This window comes from Paenibacillus sp. J22R56, from assembly GCF_056269375.1.
This window is the reverse complement of record NZ_JBWDNV010000008.1, coordinates 178,015-195,384: the sequence shown is the minus strand read 5'-3', so window position 1 is coordinate 195,384 and position 17,370 is coordinate 178,015. Positions and strand designations below refer to the sequence as shown.

18 protein-coding genes are annotated in these 17,370 nt (G+C 49.1%); 11 read left to right on the top strand and 7 right to left on the bottom strand.

The features are described 5' to 3' along the window. Window positions 1-32 precede the first annotated feature (32 nt). The 3 genes from AC0YNT_RS19920 (at window position 33) to AC0YNT_RS19910 (ending at window position 1,731) form a co-directional block, all read left to right on the top strand. Window positions 33-506 (top strand): MEKHLA domain-containing protein, encoded by a 474-nt coding sequence (locus AC0YNT_RS19920; RefSeq protein ID WP_475806198.1) that lies wholly within the window; start codon window positions 33-35, stop codon window positions 504-506. Window positions 507-596: 90 nt separating this feature from the next. Further along, complete coding sequence (locus AC0YNT_RS19915) at window positions 597-1,052, top strand: hypothetical protein (protein WP_475806197.1); 456 nt, start codon at window positions 597-599, stop codon at window positions 1,050-1,052. 70 nt (window positions 1,053-1,122) lie between these two features. Further along, a complete protein-coding gene (locus AC0YNT_RS19910; protein ID WP_475806196.1) occupies window positions 1,123-1,731 on the top strand; it encodes a polysaccharide deacetylase family protein in 609 nt (202 codons plus the stop codon). 148 nt (window positions 1,732-1,879) lie between these two features. On the opposite strand, the gene AC0YNT_RS19905 is transcribed toward AC0YNT_RS19910, so the two are convergent. Together AC0YNT_RS19905 and AC0YNT_RS19900 are read right to left on the bottom strand one after the other, a co-directional pair. Beyond that, entirely contained in the window at window positions 1,880-2,509 is a 630-nt protein-coding gene (locus AC0YNT_RS19905) for a M15 family metallopeptidase (RefSeq protein WP_475806195.1), read from the bottom strand. A 277-nt stretch (window positions 2,510-2,786) separates the two neighbouring features. Continuing rightward, window positions 2,787-2,891, bottom strand: coding sequence for a sporulation protein YjcZ (locus tag AC0YNT_RS19900; RefSeq protein WP_167279142.1), 105 nt, complete (start codon window positions 2,889-2,891; stop codon window positions 2,787-2,789). Between the two features lie 230 nt (window positions 2,892-3,121). Between AC0YNT_RS19900 and AC0YNT_RS19895 the strand changes: the two genes are divergently transcribed. Beyond that, window positions 3,122-4,738, top strand: coding sequence for an S-layer homology domain-containing protein (locus AC0YNT_RS19895; RefSeq protein ID WP_475806194.1), 1,617 nt, complete (start codon window positions 3,122-3,124; stop codon window positions 4,736-4,738). Window positions 4,739-4,857: 119 nt separating this feature from the next. On the opposite strand, the gene AC0YNT_RS19890 is transcribed toward AC0YNT_RS19895, so the two are convergent. Further along, complete coding sequence (locus tag AC0YNT_RS19890) at window positions 4,858-5,499, bottom strand: TetR/AcrR family transcriptional regulator (RefSeq protein WP_475806193.1); 642 nt, start codon at window positions 5,497-5,499, stop codon at window positions 4,858-4,860. Between the two features lie 163 nt (window positions 5,500-5,662). Between AC0YNT_RS19890 and AC0YNT_RS19885 the strand changes: the two genes are divergently transcribed. From AC0YNT_RS19885 to AC0YNT_RS19870, 4 genes are all read left to right on the top strand, one after another. After that, complete coding sequence (locus tag AC0YNT_RS19885; protein ID WP_475806192.1) at window positions 5,663-6,415, top strand: SDR family NAD(P)-dependent oxidoreductase; 753 nt, start codon at window positions 5,663-5,665, stop codon at window positions 6,413-6,415. Between the two features lie 344 nt (window positions 6,416-6,759). Beyond that, on the top strand, window positions 6,760-8,223 hold the full coding sequence (locus AC0YNT_RS19880; protein WP_475806191.1) for an aminotransferase-like domain-containing protein: 1,464 nt from the start codon (window positions 6,760-6,762) through the stop codon (window positions 8,221-8,223). Between the two features lie 129 nt (window positions 8,224-8,352). Beyond that, window positions 8,353-9,264: a D-alanine--D-alanine ligase gene (locus AC0YNT_RS19875; RefSeq protein ID WP_475806190.1), complete on the top strand. Its 912-nt coding sequence runs from the start codon at window positions 8,353-8,355 to the stop codon at window positions 9,262-9,264. Window positions 9,265-9,285: 21 nt separating this feature from the next. Continuing rightward, window positions 9,286-10,455, top strand: coding sequence for an aminotransferase class I/II-fold pyridoxal phosphate-dependent enzyme (locus AC0YNT_RS19870; RefSeq protein ID WP_475806189.1), 1,170 nt, complete (start codon window positions 9,286-9,288; stop codon window positions 10,453-10,455). A gap of 98 nt (window positions 10,456-10,553) precedes the next feature. On the opposite strand, the gene AC0YNT_RS19865 is transcribed toward AC0YNT_RS19870, so the two are convergent. From AC0YNT_RS19865 to AC0YNT_RS19855, 3 genes are all read right to left on the bottom strand, one after another. Continuing rightward, window positions 10,554-11,963, bottom strand: a complete 1,410-nt coding sequence (locus AC0YNT_RS19865) for an ABC transporter substrate-binding protein (RefSeq protein WP_475806188.1) — start codon at window positions 11,961-11,963, stop codon at window positions 10,554-10,556. A gap of 78 nt (window positions 11,964-12,041) precedes the next feature. After that, window positions 12,042-12,881, bottom strand: coding sequence for a carbohydrate ABC transporter permease (locus tag AC0YNT_RS19860; RefSeq protein ID WP_475806187.1), 840 nt, complete (start codon window positions 12,879-12,881; stop codon window positions 12,042-12,044). Then, window positions 12,878-13,744 (bottom strand): carbohydrate ABC transporter permease, encoded by an 867-nt coding sequence (locus AC0YNT_RS19855; protein WP_475806186.1) that lies wholly within the window; start codon window positions 13,742-13,744, stop codon window positions 12,878-12,880. Before AC0YNT_RS19855 ends, AC0YNT_RS19860 begins: the two co-directional genes overlap by 4 nt. Window positions 13,745-14,124: 380 nt before the next feature. On the opposite strand from AC0YNT_RS19855, the gene AC0YNT_RS19850 reads away from it, so the two are divergent. The 3 genes from AC0YNT_RS19850 (at window position 14,125) to AC0YNT_RS19840 (ending at window position 16,670) form a co-directional block, all read left to right on the top strand. Further along, a complete protein-coding gene (locus AC0YNT_RS19850; protein WP_475806185.1) occupies window positions 14,125-14,904 on the top strand; it encodes a glycerophosphodiester phosphodiesterase in 780 nt (259 codons plus the stop codon). A 150-nt stretch (window positions 14,905-15,054) separates the two neighbouring features. Continuing rightward, window positions 15,055-15,945 carry a DUF72 domain-containing protein gene (locus AC0YNT_RS19845; protein WP_475806184.1) on the top strand — a complete coding sequence of 297 codons (891 nt, stop codon included), beginning with the start codon at window positions 15,055-15,057 and terminating at the stop codon, window positions 15,943-15,945. Between the two features lie 86 nt (window positions 15,946-16,031). After that, complete coding sequence (locus AC0YNT_RS19840) at window positions 16,032-16,670, top strand: DUF2306 domain-containing protein (protein WP_475806183.1); 639 nt, start codon at window positions 16,032-16,034, stop codon at window positions 16,668-16,670. Window positions 16,671-16,694: 24 nt separating this feature from the next. Here AC0YNT_RS19840 and AC0YNT_RS19835 read toward each other — a convergent pair whose 3' ends face one another. Beyond that, window positions 16,695-17,327 (bottom strand): TetR/AcrR family transcriptional regulator, encoded by a 633-nt coding sequence (locus AC0YNT_RS19835; protein WP_475806182.1) that lies wholly within the window; start codon window positions 17,325-17,327, stop codon window positions 16,695-16,697. Window positions 17,328-17,370: the final 43 nt, after the last annotated feature.

The window sequence follows — 17,370 nt, the reverse complement described above, 5'->3', positions numbered from 1 at the left end:
AAGGATTACAGCAAGGAGGACTACTATCTACTATGATGAACAGACCGCTTACAGGAATAGGAGCAACCTATGAGCACAATAAGCTGCTCTTGGACAGCTTTCGCAGATGGACAGGCCAAGATTTGGTGCAGCTAGAATTGGATGGAGAGAAGAGCTTGGAGGAGCAGCTTTTTAATGCTCCTCGGGTTATTTTATCGCATGGTTCGGAGAATGATCCGGTATTGAATTATGGCAATCGAATGGCGCTGGAGCTGTGGGAGATGGACTGGGAGCAAATGACGAGCACGCCGTCACGTTTGACAGCTGAACCGATGGAGCGAGCGGAGCGTGATCGGTTTTTCACGCAAGTTACTGCTAATGGTTACGTAGATAACTACACTGGTATTCGGATCTCCAGCACAGGGCGGCGTTTCTATATTGTCAATGCTACCGTTTGGAATTTGGTGGATGAGGACGGAGTCTATCGGGGGCAAGCGGCAACCTTCCAAGATTACCGGAACCTATAAGGGGTTCTATAGAAGTTAGAACTGCACGGGCAGCAATAGTCTTGATACGATAAAGACGTTCCATACTTTATTTAAAGGAATGGTGCCTTTATGTCGATTCGGATACCGTGGTACAGATTTATCAAATATTTTTCTGCCAAGCTGTTTGGCGTTGGAGTTGGACTGCTTGTCTTTTACTTTATGTTCATGGGCTTCAATCCGGAGGTATGGTCAGCAATAAGCAGGGAGTTGATCGGTTATCCGGTCTGGACCTTTTTCTATGGATATGCTTTGTTATTTTCTATCTTGGCTGATTATTTGGCACGCCTAACGAGGCGAGGACGCAGCTTCTTTCTGCCGGTATTTTACTTGATGGGAGGCTTTGTTCCGTTTTTCTGGTGGGATGCTGCAGTTGTTGTGATTGCTGGTTCGGTTGGGGCATTCATGTCGATGATCGTGTTTGGAGCTTCCTTTCTTATCCGCAGACATTGGCCTTTCTCAGGAATTGGAGCGGGGCTGCTGCTATTGCTTCATATTGTCTTGATTGTAAGCTATCGAGCGGTGTAGGCTAGAATAGATGAGGGAAGTACGGGTAGTCTTTTTTTACAATAACTGATTTGAAGGGGGAAACAGCATTATGAATATTCAAATGGTGGATACGACAAACAAAGTGGTTGCGTTTACATTCGACGATGGTCCAAATCCGACTTATACTCCGCAATTGCTCGAAATTTTTGCTGAAGCCGGCGGTAAGGCGACCTTCTATATGATCGGCGAGCAGATCGCTGCCCATCCGGAAACAGCAAAGCTTGTTCATGAAGAAGGGCATGAGATTGGTAATCATACGTATACACATCCGAATATGACAGAGCTGTCTGATGAAGAAATCTTAAGCGAGTTGTCCCGTACGGAGGAGCTTATCATGCAAGTGACGGGTTCGCGGGCTGCCACAATGCGGCTTCCTTATTTGGCAGGTGACGAGAGAGTTCATGCCCTTCTTGTTCGGGAAGGCTATCCTGCACTAGGGGCATTAAACATGGATGCGAAGGACTGGGACATGCCAGGCGTCCAGCATATTCTCAACCATACGCGTGACACCGTCCGTAATGGAAGTGTCCTGATCTTCCACGATGGTTACGGCGACCGTTCACAGTCAGTGGAGGCGGTACGTGTACTAACGAAGGAGCTGACAGCAAACGGTTATCGGTTAGTGACGGTGAGTGAACTGCTTCGTATGGGAGAGTAAGGTTATACTTGCGAAGACAATTGGTGGCTTAACGATGCGCGGCATCGTTAAGGGCGTAAACTTCCGGTGAATGAAGCTTTGGGCAGATGTCATGCAAAACAAAAAGCCATGACCCGCTGCAATCGCAGCAGGTCATGGCTTTTTTATTTTACTCCGCAGTAGGTGGTCGCTTGCCTTTCTGCAGATCTTTTATTGAATAGCCGAAGTCCATTTGCAGATGGGGGTAATCCCTGAAGCTTGTCCAGTCTCCGCCCCAGGTAAAACCAAGCTTTTTCGCGGTTGTAACTACTTCCATCCAGTCAGCCTTTCCGTTGCCGTTCCCGTCATATTTCATATCCCAGATTACATCGCCGTCAGGCTTCACAAGCGCAAAGTCGACTGCCAGCCCATAGTTATGGAATGAAGCGCCGCCTTTGACGTTCGTCACCACCTGTCCAGGCTCTGAACGTCCCTGCTTGTAGAGAACATTCTGCTCCTCGCTTGAGCGATAGTCATCCGTGATCAGGATCTTGATACCGATCTTGCCGGTTTGGGCGACAAGTGCATCCGCTTTCTGTGCAACAATTGGGTTAAGGGAGGTAATCGACGTGCTTCGTTCTGCTTCTGGTGCGGCGGGTGCCGGTTGGTCCTGTATAGAATCTATCCATCTCCATCCCATTATGATAATAGCGATCAGAATGAGTGAAGTCATTACTTTGTTGCGCTTCTGCGCCGGTCTCATATAAGGCGGGTTTATTCGGCCAACCGTGGCTTCTCGCCGGGACATAGGTTCGAGCATTGCTTGCTTCTCCTTCCAATCTATCTCTAGTAATCTATAACTCTCTCTATCTATCATGGGCAATTATGTACGTCATTAAACGTTCGGATCGTTATATTGTAACATAGTGAAGGACATGCTACCCCCGCCCAAGGTTGGGGAGTTGCTTAGGGGGCTGGCTGGCGAGTGGGCAATTATAGTGATCGGAAGCAGTCTCTGTAAAAAACACAAAAGGCCCATAAAATGGGCCTTCTGAGTGAAGATTAAGGTGCTTCTGCTGGTGCGATTATTGGATTAATTAACGGTAACCGCCAAAGCCACAACCACAAATAATGATCACCAACAGTATGAAAAGCACCAGGATGAAACCTGTAGAGTTAACACCACCAACGTAACCGGACATTATACATGCACCTCCTTACGTCTTGAGTACTCTATAAGTTATGACGATTTGCTCCATGGTGCTTGGGTGTTTGTTCCTGAGGCATTTGACTAATTATAAATGCACATTAATGATGCGTGTACCAGACAGACAGCTGATGCTTGGCTGATTGCCATTTTCTTGCCGATGATCCCTCGTCTGAACTTTGTTACCATGAAGAGAGTATCTATAGCTAATAGGGGGACAATCTCTTGATTCAGGACAAGTTTAAGAGATGGATCGCAGGTGCTGCGGCTGTGTCTTGTTTCATGGGGGCAATACCGGCAGGTGCTGCAGCAAGCTCTAACAAGCTGCCTTTTAACGACATCGCAGGCAGTTTCGCGAAGGATGCCATCGTACGTTTATATAATAAAGAAATATTAAGTGGTACCACAGAGAGTACCTTCTCACCAAAAAAATCCGTTACACGTGCTGAATTCGTTATCATTCTCGATCGAGTTCTTGGAATAGAGCCTGTTCATAGTGCCATTAACCCGTTTAAGGATGTATCGGAAAAAGCCTGGTACTATGATGCGATCACAGCCGCTGTCCAGGTCGGACTAGCTGATGGAACGGGTGCACATACCTTTGAACCAGCGAAGGCTGTTACAAGGCAGGAGGCAGCGGTGCTGCTGGTCAGAGCGCTCAAGCAGTCGGGTATTAGTGGTTCGACATCGGCTTATGTAGATGAAGAAGAGATCGCAAGCTGGGCGGATTCGGCAGTTGGCGCTGTCCGGACACTTGGACTAATGAGTGGTGACGAGAATGATCAATTCCGCCCAAGTGACGGAATGAGCAGGCAGGAAATGGCCGCGGTCATTGATCGTGTACTGCAAAACGTGAAATGGGCTGCAGCACTTAATCAACAATCAAATACGACGCGGATCCAGATGGGCTGGCAATATGGCCAAACGACTGCTCAATTCGAACAATCTGTCGTACAAGCCAAGGTGACAACTTTATCGCCAAGGTGGTTCTTTTTTGATCCAAATGGTGTGGTAGCAGATAATGCAGATCAATCACTCGTCACTTGGGCGAGCAAGAATAAGAGGCAGATTTGGGCGATGGTCGGCAACCGTTCGAACCAGGAAGTTACGCATCAGAATTTGTCTAACGTAACTTACCGCGGGAAAGTTGTAAGTCAACTGACGAGTTACGTGCAGAAATATGGGCTCAAGGGACTTAATATTGATTTCGAAAATCTCGCTCCTGCGGATCGCGCGTCGATGACCGCTTTTATCACGGAACTAAGCACGCAGCTGCACAAGATTGGTGCTGTTGTCTCTGTCTGTGTTTCTCCTGATCTAGGAAGTGACTGGACAGATGGCTTCGATTACAAGGCGCTTGGAGCAGTGGCCGATTATATAGTTATGATGGCTTATGATGAGCATTGGAGCACCAGCCCGAAGGCGGGGTCAGTTTCATCAATGCCTTACGTGAACAATGCCGTAACAACGCTGCTCAAAGTCGTCTCTGCCAATAAAGTCATTCTGGCATTGCCTTATTATAATCGGGACTGGACGATCACCAAAGACGGCAGTGTTATTGCAACGGAGCTGACATTGGTTGAGCAGGATAGTCTTGTCCGAAAGAGAGCTCTAAGGCCGACCTGGGATGCTGCTGTGCAGCAATACACGGTCTCTTATCAGCTAAACACCCTTAAGCATCAAATATGGGTGGAGGACGGGCGATCTCTTGCAGCCAAGTACAAAACGGTGATGGATCATAATCTGGCTGGCCTTGCTTATTGGTATATGGGAGGCGCAAGCCCGGATATTTACACAAGTCTTAGTAATGCGGAACGTTTCTACAGATTAAATTTTAATTAGCTTATGGATTAACGCCCTTATTTATTAATTATATTTTGATAATAAAAGAACGCTTCCCGGGCAATATGCGGGCAAGCGTTCTTTTTTTGTTTTGTGCGATCGCACAGCTTATGGGCTCTTTAGCTCTTTACATATTCGAGGAACATCCCTTTAAGGATGAGAAGCTGAGGCTTTGATTCGAGATCCGATTCGAACAGCAAAATGTTGTTCTGCAGCGATAACTGCCGCGAAAATTGGCCAAAGGTGTTCATTATCGTCGTCAATGTTTCTTTGATCTGCAGATCTGATCGGATTGATCTATCTTCGATGCCGGATTGAACAATGGACGCAAAATGCTGCGAGATTCGCCGATGCAAGGCTACGAACGTCTCCATGTCCTCGACCGGCTCCTGTGAATGAGCAGCATAGCTGTCGAAGTCGATCATGAATTTGGCGCTGGCGCGGTCATGCTCCGCGATAAGGAAGTCGAATAGACGCTCCAACTTGCCAAGACAAGGCAGTGACAGCGCAGCGGTCGCCATGAAAGCGTCGTGAATTGGCTGCAGCAGCTTGGTCGCCACCGCAACGATCAGCTTCTCCTTCTTCGGGAAATACCGAAACAACGTAGCGATGCCAATATTGGCCGCGTCCGCGATATGCTGCATGGTGGTTTTTTCGATTCCCCGGTTTATAAACTCACGCTCAGCAGTATCTACAATTACTAGCAGCCTTTGCTGTTTGCCGTCGTTTCTTTCTTTCACGTACCGTTCTTTAGCATCCATAAGTCGTTACCTTTCATGGGCCAATTAGCCTTTAAATATATCGTTATTATAACGATGCCAACTCCTTCTAGGCAAGAAGCGTTGAGTTTGGTCTGACATGATGATATAGTTTATATCATAGTGATATACACACTATCATTTTATTTCTGGGGAGAGATGATCCATGAGTCGTCTAGCAGATAAAGTAGCTATTATTACAGGTGCGGGAAGCGGTATGGGCCGGGAGGAAGCACTGATTTTCGCCCGCGAAGGCGCGAAGGTGGTTGCAACCGACATTAATGAAGAAGCTGTGCAGGCTGTCGTGAAGGAAATCGAGGCGGAGGGCGGCATTGCAACGGCAATCGCGCACAATGTGGCATCCGAAAAGCAATGGATCAGCATTGTTGAAGCGGCGATTGAGTCTTATGGCCGAATCGATATTCTCGTCAACAACGCAGGTATTTCTTTCGCGGTTGGTATGCTTGATACAACAGTGGAGCAGTGGGACAAAGTGATGAATATTAACTTATCGAGCGTGTTTCTTGGGATGAAGCACGTCGTTCCTCATATGCAGAAAAATAATGGCGGTTCGATTGTTAACATTTCGTCGATCGCCGGTATTACCGGCAGCCAAGGTGCTGGCGCTTATACAGCATCGAAGGGTGCTGTCCGCATGCTGAGCAAGGCGGCTGCTGTTGACTATGGCAAGGACAACATCCGCGTCAACTCCGTGCATCCTGGCTTTATCGAGACGCCAATGAGCAAGGAGTTCGTTAATAATGAGCAAATGCTTGGATGGTTCTTGTCCCAGACCGCATTGCCACGTGTAGGACAAGCCGTTGAGGTCGCGAAGGCAGTCCTGTTCCTTGCATCGGATGACGCTTCGTACCTGACAGGCATCGAATTGCCTGTCGATGGTGGTGTGACAGCGAAGTAAGGATAAATGAGCATAGTGGGAGGGGCTTTTAGGTGGCCCGTTCCCGCGAAACGTAGTCTAAGAACCACGCCAGAGTCGAAAGACGTCTGGCGTGGTTCTTTTTCTTGCGGCTATTTTATGCCATGATAAGCTTATGAAGTAAGAATCGCCGCCAAAGAGAGCGGCAATTCTTTAAGCTTATGCTTACGAAGTAAGAATCGCTGCCAAAGAGCGCGGCAATTCTTTAAGTTTATGCTTACGAAGTAAGAATCGCCGCCAAAGAGCGCGGCAATTCTTTAAGCTTATGCTTACGAAGTAAGAATCGCCGCCAAAGAGAGCGGCAATTCTTTTTAGGAGGTGATCGGGTGTATTCTGATATTCAATTTGCGGGCGACCGGCCGGTATCGATACAGGTTAAGGATTATATGAAACGGCTTATGATAACGGGCGCGCTGCAGGCGAATCAGAAGCTCCCGTCCACACGAGAACTAGGACTGCTGATGAATGTCAGCCGCAATACAATCGTGACCGCTTATGCGGATTTAGTGGAAGAAGGCTTTATTTATGCCGTTAAAGGCAAGGGCAACTTTGTCACGCAATCGGCGGGCGGCGTTGCTGCTGAAGATGGAAGTGGCAAAAGGCTGGAATGGCGGGACCTGGTTAGCAGCTTTGCCCTCACAGCCGAGGAGCATGATCTGATGAAGCATGGCATCCGCGCGAAGCGGGGGGCTATTTCTTTTACAAGTATCGCTCCGGATGAGAAGCTGTTTGATCTGCAAAATGTAAAGCGTGCATTCCTCGACCGGATGTCGCTTGAAGGCAACATTATATTGAATTATGGCTACGCCAAAGGTTACAAACCGTTGATCGATTTCCTGTTGCGTTACATGGAGAACAAAGGCGTCGATCTGGCTGGCAAAGATATGCTTATTACAAATGGCTTTACGGAAGGGTTCGATCTTGTCCTGTCTGCACTTGGGAAGCGCAGCGGGAATGCGCTTTGCGAGAACCCCACTCACCATACGGCAATAAAAAATATGAAGATGCACCAATTCGCCATTACTGGCGTAGATATGGAGCCTGACGGCATTAGCCTAGACCAGCTTGAAGACGAGCTTGGCAAGCGGGAATACGATCTTGCTTATCTTGTCCCTTCGTACCATAACCCGACGGGGATTGTGATGTCCCATGTGAAACGGGCGGAGACGATCCGTTTGCTGAACGAGCGTCAAATCCCAATTATTGAAGACGGGTTTAACGAAGAGCTGCGTTACTCTGGTGCTCATGTCGCTCCGCTTATCGCCTATGGCGGCAATCGAAATAACGGGACGATTTACTTAGGCAGCTTCTCCAAAATCCTGTTCCCCGGCCTTCGAGTCGGATGGATTCTGGCGGATAAAGAGCTGATCGACTACCTCGAAAGCGTCAAACGTGCGCGCACGATCCATACGTCGACACTCGATCAGTCTTTGCTGTATCAGTATCTTCATAACGGCAATTTCGAGAAATACCTAAAGCGGGCCAAATCGGAGTATAAGCGCAAATATGAGCTGGCAGTGGAAAGCTGCAAGACGTATTTGCCGCTAAAGAGGCTTTCAGGCGATGGAGGTCTCCACCTGTTTGTTGAGTTTGAAGAAGCATTCTCCACGAGGGAACTGCTTCAGGCTTGTACCGATGAAGGCGTGTTGTTCACGCCAGGCGATATTTTCTACACCGATGGTGGAGGACAGCACACGATGCGGCTTGGTTTCTCCCGCGTATCCGATGAGAATATCGTCAAAGGGATTCAAATCATAGGCAAGACTGCGAAAGATATTTTAGGGTGTTAAGGTCAGGGTTAAGCTTACGAAGTAATTTCGCTTCGCAAAATTTTAAGCTTACGAAGTAATTTTGCTTCACCGAAATTTTTACTGCTTAAAATTTAAATCTCACAAAATTTTTAGGAGGGCAATAACATCATGAAGAAAATCGGAGTTATTATGGGCGGTATTTCGTCCGAGAGAGAAATTTCGTTATTAACAGGCCAAGAAATGATCGCGAATCTGGATCGCAGCAAATACGAAGTATTGCCGATCGAGATTAACAGCAAACGCGATTTGATTGATAAAACAGCAGGCATCGACTTTGCACTGCTTGCACTGCATGGCAAATACGGCGAAGACGGTACTGTGCAGGGCACACTGGAATCATTGGGTATTCCTTACTCTGGCTGCGGCGTGTTGTCGAGCAGTGTGAGTATGGATAAAGAGCTGGCCAAAAAGCTGATCCGCTTTGACGGTATCCTGACAGCAGATTGGATTAATGTCGCCAGCATGGAAGAACTCGCAGCGGCGAACGTAGAGCGTCTTGGCCTGCCAGTAGTCGTTAAGCCTAACTCAGGTGGTTCCAGTATTGCGACACGTCTAGTAAAGTCGCAGGATGCCATTGAGGAAGCGGTAGCGGAAGCCCTGCATTGGGATGAGTCCGTCATGATCGAGCAATTCGTTGGCGGGGATGAAATTACATGTGCCGTACTGAACGGCAAGCTGCTGCCAATCGTATCGATTCAAGCGAACTCTGATTTCTTCGATTATGAGTCCAAATACCAGGATGGCGGAGCGACAGAGCAAGTTATCGAATTGCCTGCCGATGTGCATGCACGCGTTGAAGCGTCTGCCTTAGGCTGTTATAAAGCGTTAAAATGCAGCGTGTACGCACGTATCGATATGATTATCACAGACGGAGTTCCATATGTGCTGGAAGCAAATACGCTGCCAGGCCTAACGAAGAACAGCCTGCTGCCAAAAGCGGCAAAAGCAGCTGGTATCACATTCAGCGAGCTGCTTGATTACATCATCGATTATTCTCTTGAGGAGAGAAAAGAGAAATAGTCGGCTAGGGAGAGGATTAATATGCTGACGAAGAGCACTTGGGTATCGCCGCTTGTACGCGATTTGCCGCCATCGGGCATTCGCAAGTTTTTTAACGCGGCTGAGGGGAATAAGGAAATCATATCGCTTGGGGTTGGGGAACCCGATTTTGCAACGCCAAAGCTGGCAAGAGAAGCTTGTATCCGCGCACTTGAGCGGGGCCGGACGATGTATACGCCTAACGAAGGGCTGATGGAGCTGCGGGAAGAGATTGCAGCGTACATGTACGGAAACTTCGGAGTAAGCTATGAACCGGCCAAGGAAGTGCTGGTTACGGTAGGCGGCAGTGAGGCGATTGATCTGGCAATGCGTGCGATTCTCGAGCCTGGCGATGAAATGATTATTCCAGTACCTGGTTACATTGCTTACGCACCCATTTGCACGTTGAACGGAGGGGTCCCTGTTGAGCTGGAGATGACAGCGGACCAATCGTTCAAGCTGACGGCAGAGGCATTGCGGCAGGCCATTACCCCGAGATCCAAAGTGCTCTTCGTCAACTTCCCAAGCAATCCGACGGGGGCAGTCATGACGTATGAAGATTGGCTTCCGATCATTAAGCTTGTGGAAGAGCATAACCTCATCGTGTTGTCCGATGAGATTTATGCAGAGCTGACCTATGGCAGCAAGCATACGAGCTTTGCTTCTCTTCCGGGGATGAAGGAGCGGACGGTTGTGATCAGCGGCTTCTCCAAAGCTTTTGCCATGACAGGAATGCGGGTGGGTTATGCATGCGGTGGTCAGGAACTGATCGCAGCGATGACGAAGATCCATCAGTATACGGCGCTTTGTGCGCCGATTATCGGTCAGATTGCAGCTATCGAATGTTTGCGGAACTGCATGGAGGATAAGGATGAAATGGTTGAGGCGTTTAATCAGCGCCGGCGGTTGTTTATCAAAGGCTTGAGCGAGATTGGGCTTACTTGCCGCGATCCGCAAGGTGCGTTCTACGCTTTCCCATCCATTGCTTCAACGGGTCTCAGCTCCGAGCAGTTCGCTCAGCGGCTGCTGCAGGAAGCGAAGGTGGCTGCTGTGCCAGGCTCGGTGTTCGGACGGGGCGGTGAAGGCTTCATCCGCTGCTCCTATGCTTCTTCTGTATCGAATCTGACAGAAGCGCTGGAACGTATAAGCCGCTGGATCAGGACGGAAGTGTAGTTTTGCCGTTTAGCAAAGTAACAATCGGCCATAATCAAAAAACGCCCTTGGGAGTATATGTCCCAAGGGCTGTTTCTGTTTGAAGAAGCTTTCAATGCTTATTTGGATACCGTCTTGTTATAGATATCGATTTTCTCTGTAATTTGTTTTGCCGCATCATCAAGCGCAGCCTTAACATCCTTCTTGCCTGAGAATACTTCTTCGATCGCACCTTCCACCGTCTGGCGAGCATCTGGGAATACGCCCATAACGGCGCCTTGGCTTGCTGTGCTTGGCTTGGAGGCATGAAGCTGGTCAACAGCTGTCTGGAACTGTGGATACTTCGCCAAATTATCTTTTACGATTTGCTCGTCATAAGCTTTTGTTGTGATTGGGAAGTAACCTGTGCTGATATGCCACTCCGCTTGAACAGCTGGCTCAGCCAGATACTTGATGAATTCCCAAGCAGCCTTCTGCTCTTCAGCCGACTTGTTATTCAGAACCCACAAGCTCGCACCACCTACGACAACACCACCTTCGGAAGAAGTGTCAGGCTTAGGGAGGAAGGCTGTGCCAACTTCGAACTTGCCTGCTGCACCATCAACAATGCCGCGCAGCGATGCAGTCGAATCCAGTGTCATGGCGATTTGGCCGGCCAAGAACGCTTTCTTTGTATCATCTGTCTTGCGTCCAAGATTCAGAGCAGACTTGTTATCTACCATGCTCTTCCACCAAGTCAGCGTAGTCGCAGCTGCTTCCTGGTTCACGAGTGATTCCGTAGCGGAGCTCTCGCGGCCGTTGCCGTTATTGACGAGGTCCTTACCTTGATTAGCGAGAAGTTGCTCCATGAACCAGCCGTAGATGGCAAAGGACGCTCCTGTTACGTTGCCCTCGGTCAGTTTTTTGGCATCGTCAGCAACCTCTTGGTAAGTGGTTGGCGGAGTTTCAATACCGGCTTTTTTGAACAGGTCCTTGTTATAGTAAAGAATAGGGTTGGAAGTGTTAAAAGGCATGGAATATTGCTTGCCGTCAAACGTGTAGTAGCTGCTAATATTGGGCTCCAGCGAAGAAACGTCATATTTTTCTTCATCGATGAATTGCTGCACGGGCGTAACCGCACCGGAATCGATCATGAATTTCGAACCAATCTCATACACCTGGATCAAGGATGGACCGGACTTTGAATCCATGGAAGCTTTGAGCTTGTTCAAGCTCTCGTCATAAGTGCCTTGGAAGACGCCCTCTACCTTGATGTCCGGATGTGAAGCGTTGAAGTCACTGACCAGCTTATCCGCCGCTGTGCCAAGCTCACCGCTCATGGAATGCCACCAGACCACTTTGACCGGCTCTTTGGCTGGTTCCGTGGAAGCTGCACCAGCGTTAGCCGTGCTCTCCGTATTGGAAGCTGATACAGTAGGTGACGGATCGGTGTTTTGACCGCCGTTATTCGGATTTGATGCACATGCAGATAGAGGCAGCACGAGCATAGCCGCCACAGGTAATACCATTTTCCAATTGCGATTAATCATGTTGAATCCCTCTCCCTCTCCATTTGAAAAAAATTTATATATGTGGTAAGTCCCGTAGGACGAGTACCCGGATCAAATTCAGCCCTTAACCGCGCCAGCGGTTATGCCACGTACAAGCGGCTTCAAGCCAAGCGCCAGAAGAACGAAAGAAGGCACCAGAACGAGCGCCACACCGCTAAGGACCAGATTCCAGCTTGTCAGCTCCTCAAACTGGAGCATAGCGATTCCGATCTGGACCGTTCTCATGGCATCACTGCTCGTAGTGAGCAACGGCCATAGGTACTGGTTCCATCCGTTCAGGAAGACATACACAGCAAGCGATGCAGCAGCTGGTCCGGATAACGGCAGCACGACGGAAACAAAGTGGCGGAAATGTCCGCAGCCGTCGATGCGCGCCGCTTCGAAAAGCTCACGGGGCAGCTGCATGAAAAACTGGCGGAGCAGGAACACACCAAATGCCGAGGCTGCGAACGGCACTATGAGTCCTTGGAATGAATCGAGCCAACCCCAGCTTTTGACCGTTAAATAGTTGGGAATAATCGTTACTTCCCATGGAATCATCATGGTGCTTATGAACAAGGCGAACCAGAAGCGGCTGCCGGAAAACCGGATATATACGAATGCGTAAGTGGCGAGAGCGGCCGTTAGGACTTGAAGCACCATAATCGCGGTCGCCAGAACAAAGCTGTTGAAGATAAAGCCGAAAATAGGTACGGTTTCGATCGCGTTCTTCAGCTCTCCCGTGTAAAGACCGGAAGGAAGCAGCTTAGGCGGATATTGACTTGCCTCGTCCGGAGTCATGAAGATCTGAGTAAGCAGATACAGCAGTGGTCCCAGCACGAGAAGCGTTAAGAGAATAAGCAAGCCGTAATGGCTGAATAACCGTAGCTTACTACGCGGATGACTAAGTGCCTTCACTGGTAATGCACCTTCTTTCCAAGTGCGAGGAATTGTACCGTCGTCAAGAGAAGCATCAAGATGAACAGGACGATGGCCAGCGCACTGCCGGTTCCGAACTGGTAATTGATGAACGCTTCCCGATATATGGAGTACACCAGTACATTTGTAGAGTCGGCAGGTCCCCCGCGGGTGAGAATATTGATTTGCCCAAACGATTGGAAGGCGCTCATGATTGACACTACTGCAAGGAAGAAGAGTGTCGGCGATAGCAGCGGCAGCTTAATGGAGAAAAATGTTCTCCACATCGAAGCGCCGTCGATACGTGAGCTGTCCATGACATCGTTGTCGAGTCCCTGAATGGCAGCGAGGAGCAGGACAAACGGAAACCCCGAATTCATCCATATGGTCATAAGTGAGACGGAACCAAGAGCCGATCCGGGATCGGTCAGCCACTCAATTGGTCCGATACCGATCTCACCAAGCAAGTAATTAAGCATGCCAAGCGACGGATGGTACAGGATCATCCACAGAATAGATGCTGTTCCGACCGAAAGTGCCAGCGGAATGGAGAAGATAAAGCGGAAGATCTTGCTTCCTCTGCCTGTGGAATGGACAAGGCTGGCGCATAGCAAGCCAAGGACAAGTCCGGCAGGAACAGTCAGCAGTGTGAATTTGACCGTGATCCAGATGCTGTTCCAGAAAGCGGAGGATTCCATCATCCGTGAATAATTGTCCCAACCCACATAAGCGGCTACTCTGCCGCGAGGATCGGTGAGCTGAAAGCTCAAATAGACGGACCGAACCATCGGGTAAAATAAAAACAAGATGAATACGACAAGGCTAGGTGACAGGAATAGGTAACCTAACAGCTGCTCCCGCATCCGTCTTAACCTGCCTATGTTGCTAGAGGTTCCGGCCGAGACCACGGAGGCCGGAGACAAGACTTGACTAGACTTGTCCGAATAGAGGGATGTGTTCATATGTGACTGAAACCGCCCTTCCTAGAGATTGTTTAGCCGGATTCGGCTTGGCAAGTCCAACAATAACGACCTTTTGTAACCTCAATGTCAGCGTTTTATTAAGATTAGGAAAGGTGATAACGTTTTATTGAAAATGAACCGTATCTTTCTAAAGATTTATTTACATTACCTTTTTAGCAGGGACAGACTTTACGATAGGGTCTATAATCGTGATCAACGGGATTGCCAATTGTAACGAAATGAAGCCCGTGCCGGGAGGAGACAAAAGGATGTTAGGGGAAATGGAGCAATGCATAATGGTGAACAGTCCAATCGTAATTGGGCATAGAGGCGCAGCCGGAGAAGCGCCAGAGAATACACTGGCAAGCTTCAGGCTTGCAGCTGAGCAAGGAAGCCATATGGTAGAGCTGGACATCCATATGTCGCAGGACGGCAAGCTCATCGTCTGTCATGACGATACGCTGGACCGGACGACAGATATCTCCGGGGCGATCCGCTCCTTGCATTCGGATGTTATCCGTGAGGCGGATGCGGGGAGCTGGTTCTCGCCTTCTTTTGCAGGGGAACGAGTTCCGTTTCTGGAGGAAGTCTATGACCTGCTCCCGGAGCACATTGAAATCAATGTTGAAGTGAAGGATTCCGGAGGAGCGCTTTTTGATGAAGTTCTGCTGAACTACCTGCGCGGCGACAATCGGATAGATCGCACAGTCGTATCCTCCTTCGACCACAAACTGCTTCTTAGGCTGAAGCAGGCAGAACCGGAGCTTCGCATCGGACTGCTGTATGCTGCAGATCTCATCCATCATGCTTCATATGCAGCGCTGCTGGAGACGGAGGTCTGGTCACTTCATCCGCATCATGGCCTCATCGGGGCATGCGATGCCGAGGATGCGGTCGCAGCAGGGCTTCACATCTATCCTTACACGGCCAATCGTTCTGCTGATTGGGACAGGCTTCTCTCCATTGGCGTAACAGGCATCATTACCGATTATCCGGGTCGATTAAAGGAACATCTAAGCCGGCTTAATCTCATAGGCGTAACAAACAGCTTGCACGGATAACCCGTGCAGGCTGTTCTTTTTTTGCAATGACATACTGTTTTTCTGCGGAGCTGGAACGTTGCAGACGACTGGGCAGCGGGTATAGTATGAAGGAAGGCGCTTGTGCGAGATACTAGACTAATAGTTAATGTTAGAGAGGCGGTGAATGAGATGCCTATACATATCGGGCTTGCGGGCTGGGGAGATCAGGATGCGCTCTATGGTCCAAGTGTGAAAGCAAAGGATCGGCTGAAGGAATATGCGAAGCATTTTACTCTGGTGGAGGTGGATAGCAGTTTCTACGCGATTCAGCCACGGGAGCGGTTCGCCAAGTGGACGGAGGAGACGCCAGAGTCGCTGCATTTTATCATAAAAGCTTATCAAGGGATGACCGGCCATCAGCGTGGCCCGGCAGCGGCTGCTGCGGCGAATGATCCGGATGCTACCTTTGCGGCTTTCCGCGAGTCGATTGAGCCAGTGATAGAAGCTGGGCGTCTTAGAGCAGCTCTTTTCCAGTACCCGCCTTGGTTTGATTGTACCCGGGACAATGTGCGGCTGCTGCGCGAGACGAAGCGGCTGATGGAGGGCATCCCTGTCGCACTGGAGTTCCGGCATCAAAGCTGGTTTACACCAGAGTATCGGGAGCGGACGCTTGATTTCATGCGCCAGGAAGGCTGGATTCATAGTGTATGTGACGAGCCGCAGGCAGGTTTAGGGTCGATTCCAACCGTGCTGGAAGCAACGGATGCGGCTATGACAGTGGTTCGGTTTCATGGGCGTAATGCGAGCGGCTGGAATCAGGGCGGTGCGCCCAACTGGCGGGATGTCCGTTATTTGTACCGTTATAACTCGGACGAGCTGCGGCAATGGGCGGATTATCTCGGGCAGCTTGAGGAGAAAAGTGAGCATATTTGCGTGATCTTCAACAACAACTCCGGCGGTGATGCTGCTGATAACGCAAAGCAAATGATGAACCTGCTTGGATTGCTCCGCCCTGACGGACGGGACCCGCTTGAACCAATTGAAGAGCCTCCCCAATATGAGCAGCTCGATCTGTTCTAATACCGCCTTAATATGCAGCATGAAGCTGGCATACCTCGTGGTACACTTAAAGATGTTATTTTAGCTGTGTTAAGCGAGGTTGCTCTATGAAAAAAACAAAAACATTATACTTGGCCATGGCCATCGTGTCCTTTGGATTTATTCTATATACGACTTATAGTAACTTCATTCGTGATCCCGAGGCGTCCGGGTTCCTTGGTCACAAAACAAACATGAAGCATGTTTCTGTTTGGCTCAAGGTTATGGATGTCCACATTGCGGGTGCCTGCGTGGCGATGATTGCGGGACTGCTAAATTTTTCGAGATGGATAAGAATGAACTACGCGAAGGTTCACCGCAAAATCGGCTATGTGTACGTGACTGCTGTAGCTGTGGTTGATCTGACCTCCGGATACATGGCGCCATACTCGACAGGCGGGAAGATCAACAGTGTTGCTTTTAATATGGTGAATATTATTTGGTTGGCAGTTACCGTTATAGCAATCGTGAAGATTCGGAAAAAACAAGTCGAGGCCCATCGGAAGTGGATGATCCGCAGCTATGCATTTGTGTTCACCAATCTGTTCATTCACCTCATTACGATAGTTTTTCATAAAGGCATTGGAATGACTTATACCGTCAGCTACACGATTGGGGTGTACAGCTCGATCGTGCTTCTGCTCCTGCTGGCGGAGCTTGTGATCAGGCAAAGTAAAAAGACCCGGAAAAGCCGTAATCTTGGCTGATTCGGTTTTTTTTTGTCCGAATTCCTATGCTCTCAGCAGTCCCATTGCATCATAGGGACCAAGTATGGACAAGCGAGTCAACTGCAATGCCATATGACGGGACGAATAGACCATCCGCTGCTCCAGCCATTTGCGCGCCATATGGAAGGTGGAGAAGCTGATATAATCGAGCAGCAGATCAAGAGGGACGGACTGTTTCTGATCCATGCTGAGCGTTGTAATTCGTTCGTAAAAAGCTTCGCGGATGACGCCAAGCAGTGAACCCGCGTAGTCTGCTCCGGCAGTTGCTGGATTAATCCTCGTCAGAAGAACACGGTAGAATACTTCGTTCTCTTCCATGTGACTGAACAAGAGAACGAAAAAAGGATCCGGCGCATTAAAGTCTGGTATGTAATTCCCCGAGCCGCTCCGTTCCGTAACGATAAGCGCGTTTAATTGACTTAATTTATCCTTTACCATATGGTCAAGCAAATCAAATTTATCGCTATAGTAGGCATAAAAGGTAGAACGGTTCACGTTCGCTTTCTCGGTAATATCCTTAATAACAATTCCCTCGATACCCTTCTCCAGAAGCAAGGTCAGGAACGCCTCGGAAATAAACTGCTTGGTTCTCGCAATTCTTCGGTCCGTAATGAATTGGTTTTGTTGGACAGACATGCCCCATTTCCCTCCAATCAGACAAAATTGATCATAATGTTGG

What these genes read in the sequence shown, in the direction of transcription:
- AC0YNT_RS19890 (WP_475806193.1), bottom strand. Translation starts at nt 5,499, where the DNA reads ATGGATGCTAAAGAACGGTACGTGAAAGAAAGAAACGACGGCAAACAG.
- AC0YNT_RS19920 (WP_475806198.1), top strand. Translation starts at nt 33, where the DNA reads ATGATGAACAGACCGCTTACAGGAATAGGAGCAACCTATGAGCACAAT.
- AC0YNT_RS19865 (WP_475806188.1), bottom strand. Translation starts at nt 11,963, where the DNA reads ATGATTAATCGCAATTGGAAAATGGTATTACCTGTGGCGGCTATGCTC.
- AC0YNT_RS19910 (WP_475806196.1), top strand. Translation starts at nt 1,123, where the DNA reads ATGAATATTCAAATGGTGGATACGACAAACAAAGTGGTTGCGTTTACA.
- AC0YNT_RS19835 (WP_475806182.1), bottom strand. Translation starts at nt 17,327, where the DNA reads ATGTCTGTCCAACAAAACCAATTCATTACGGACCGAAGAATTGCGAGA.
- AC0YNT_RS19870 (WP_475806189.1), top strand. Translation starts at nt 9,286, where the DNA reads ATGCTGACGAAGAGCACTTGGGTATCGCCGCTTGTACGCGATTTGCCG.
- AC0YNT_RS19840 (WP_475806183.1), top strand. Translation starts at nt 16,032, where the DNA reads ATGAAAAAAACAAAAACATTATACTTGGCCATGGCCATCGTGTCCTTT.
- AC0YNT_RS19905 (WP_475806195.1), bottom strand. Translation starts at nt 2,509, where the DNA reads ATGCTCGAACCTATGTCCCGGCGAGAAGCCACGGTTGGCCGAATAAAC.
- AC0YNT_RS19885 (WP_475806192.1), top strand. Translation starts at nt 5,663, where the DNA reads ATGAGTCGTCTAGCAGATAAAGTAGCTATTATTACAGGTGCGGGAAGC.
- AC0YNT_RS19850 (WP_475806185.1), top strand. Translation starts at nt 14,125, where the DNA reads ATGGAGCAATGCATAATGGTGAACAGTCCAATCGTAATTGGGCATAGA.
- AC0YNT_RS19845 (WP_475806184.1), top strand. Translation starts at nt 15,055, where the DNA reads ATGCCTATACATATCGGGCTTGCGGGCTGGGGAGATCAGGATGCGCTC.
- AC0YNT_RS19875 (WP_475806190.1), top strand. Translation starts at nt 8,353, where the DNA reads ATGAAGAAAATCGGAGTTATTATGGGCGGTATTTCGTCCGAGAGAGAA.
- AC0YNT_RS19900 (WP_167279142.1), bottom strand. Translation starts at nt 2,891, where the DNA reads ATGTCCGGTTACGTTGGTGGTGTTAACTCTACAGGTTTCATCCTGGTG.
- AC0YNT_RS19915 (WP_475806197.1), top strand. Translation starts at nt 597, where the DNA reads ATGTCGATTCGGATACCGTGGTACAGATTTATCAAATATTTTTCTGCC.
- AC0YNT_RS19855 (WP_475806186.1), bottom strand. Translation starts at nt 13,744, where the DNA reads ATGCGGGAGCAGCTGTTAGGTTACCTATTCCTGTCACCTAGCCTTGTC.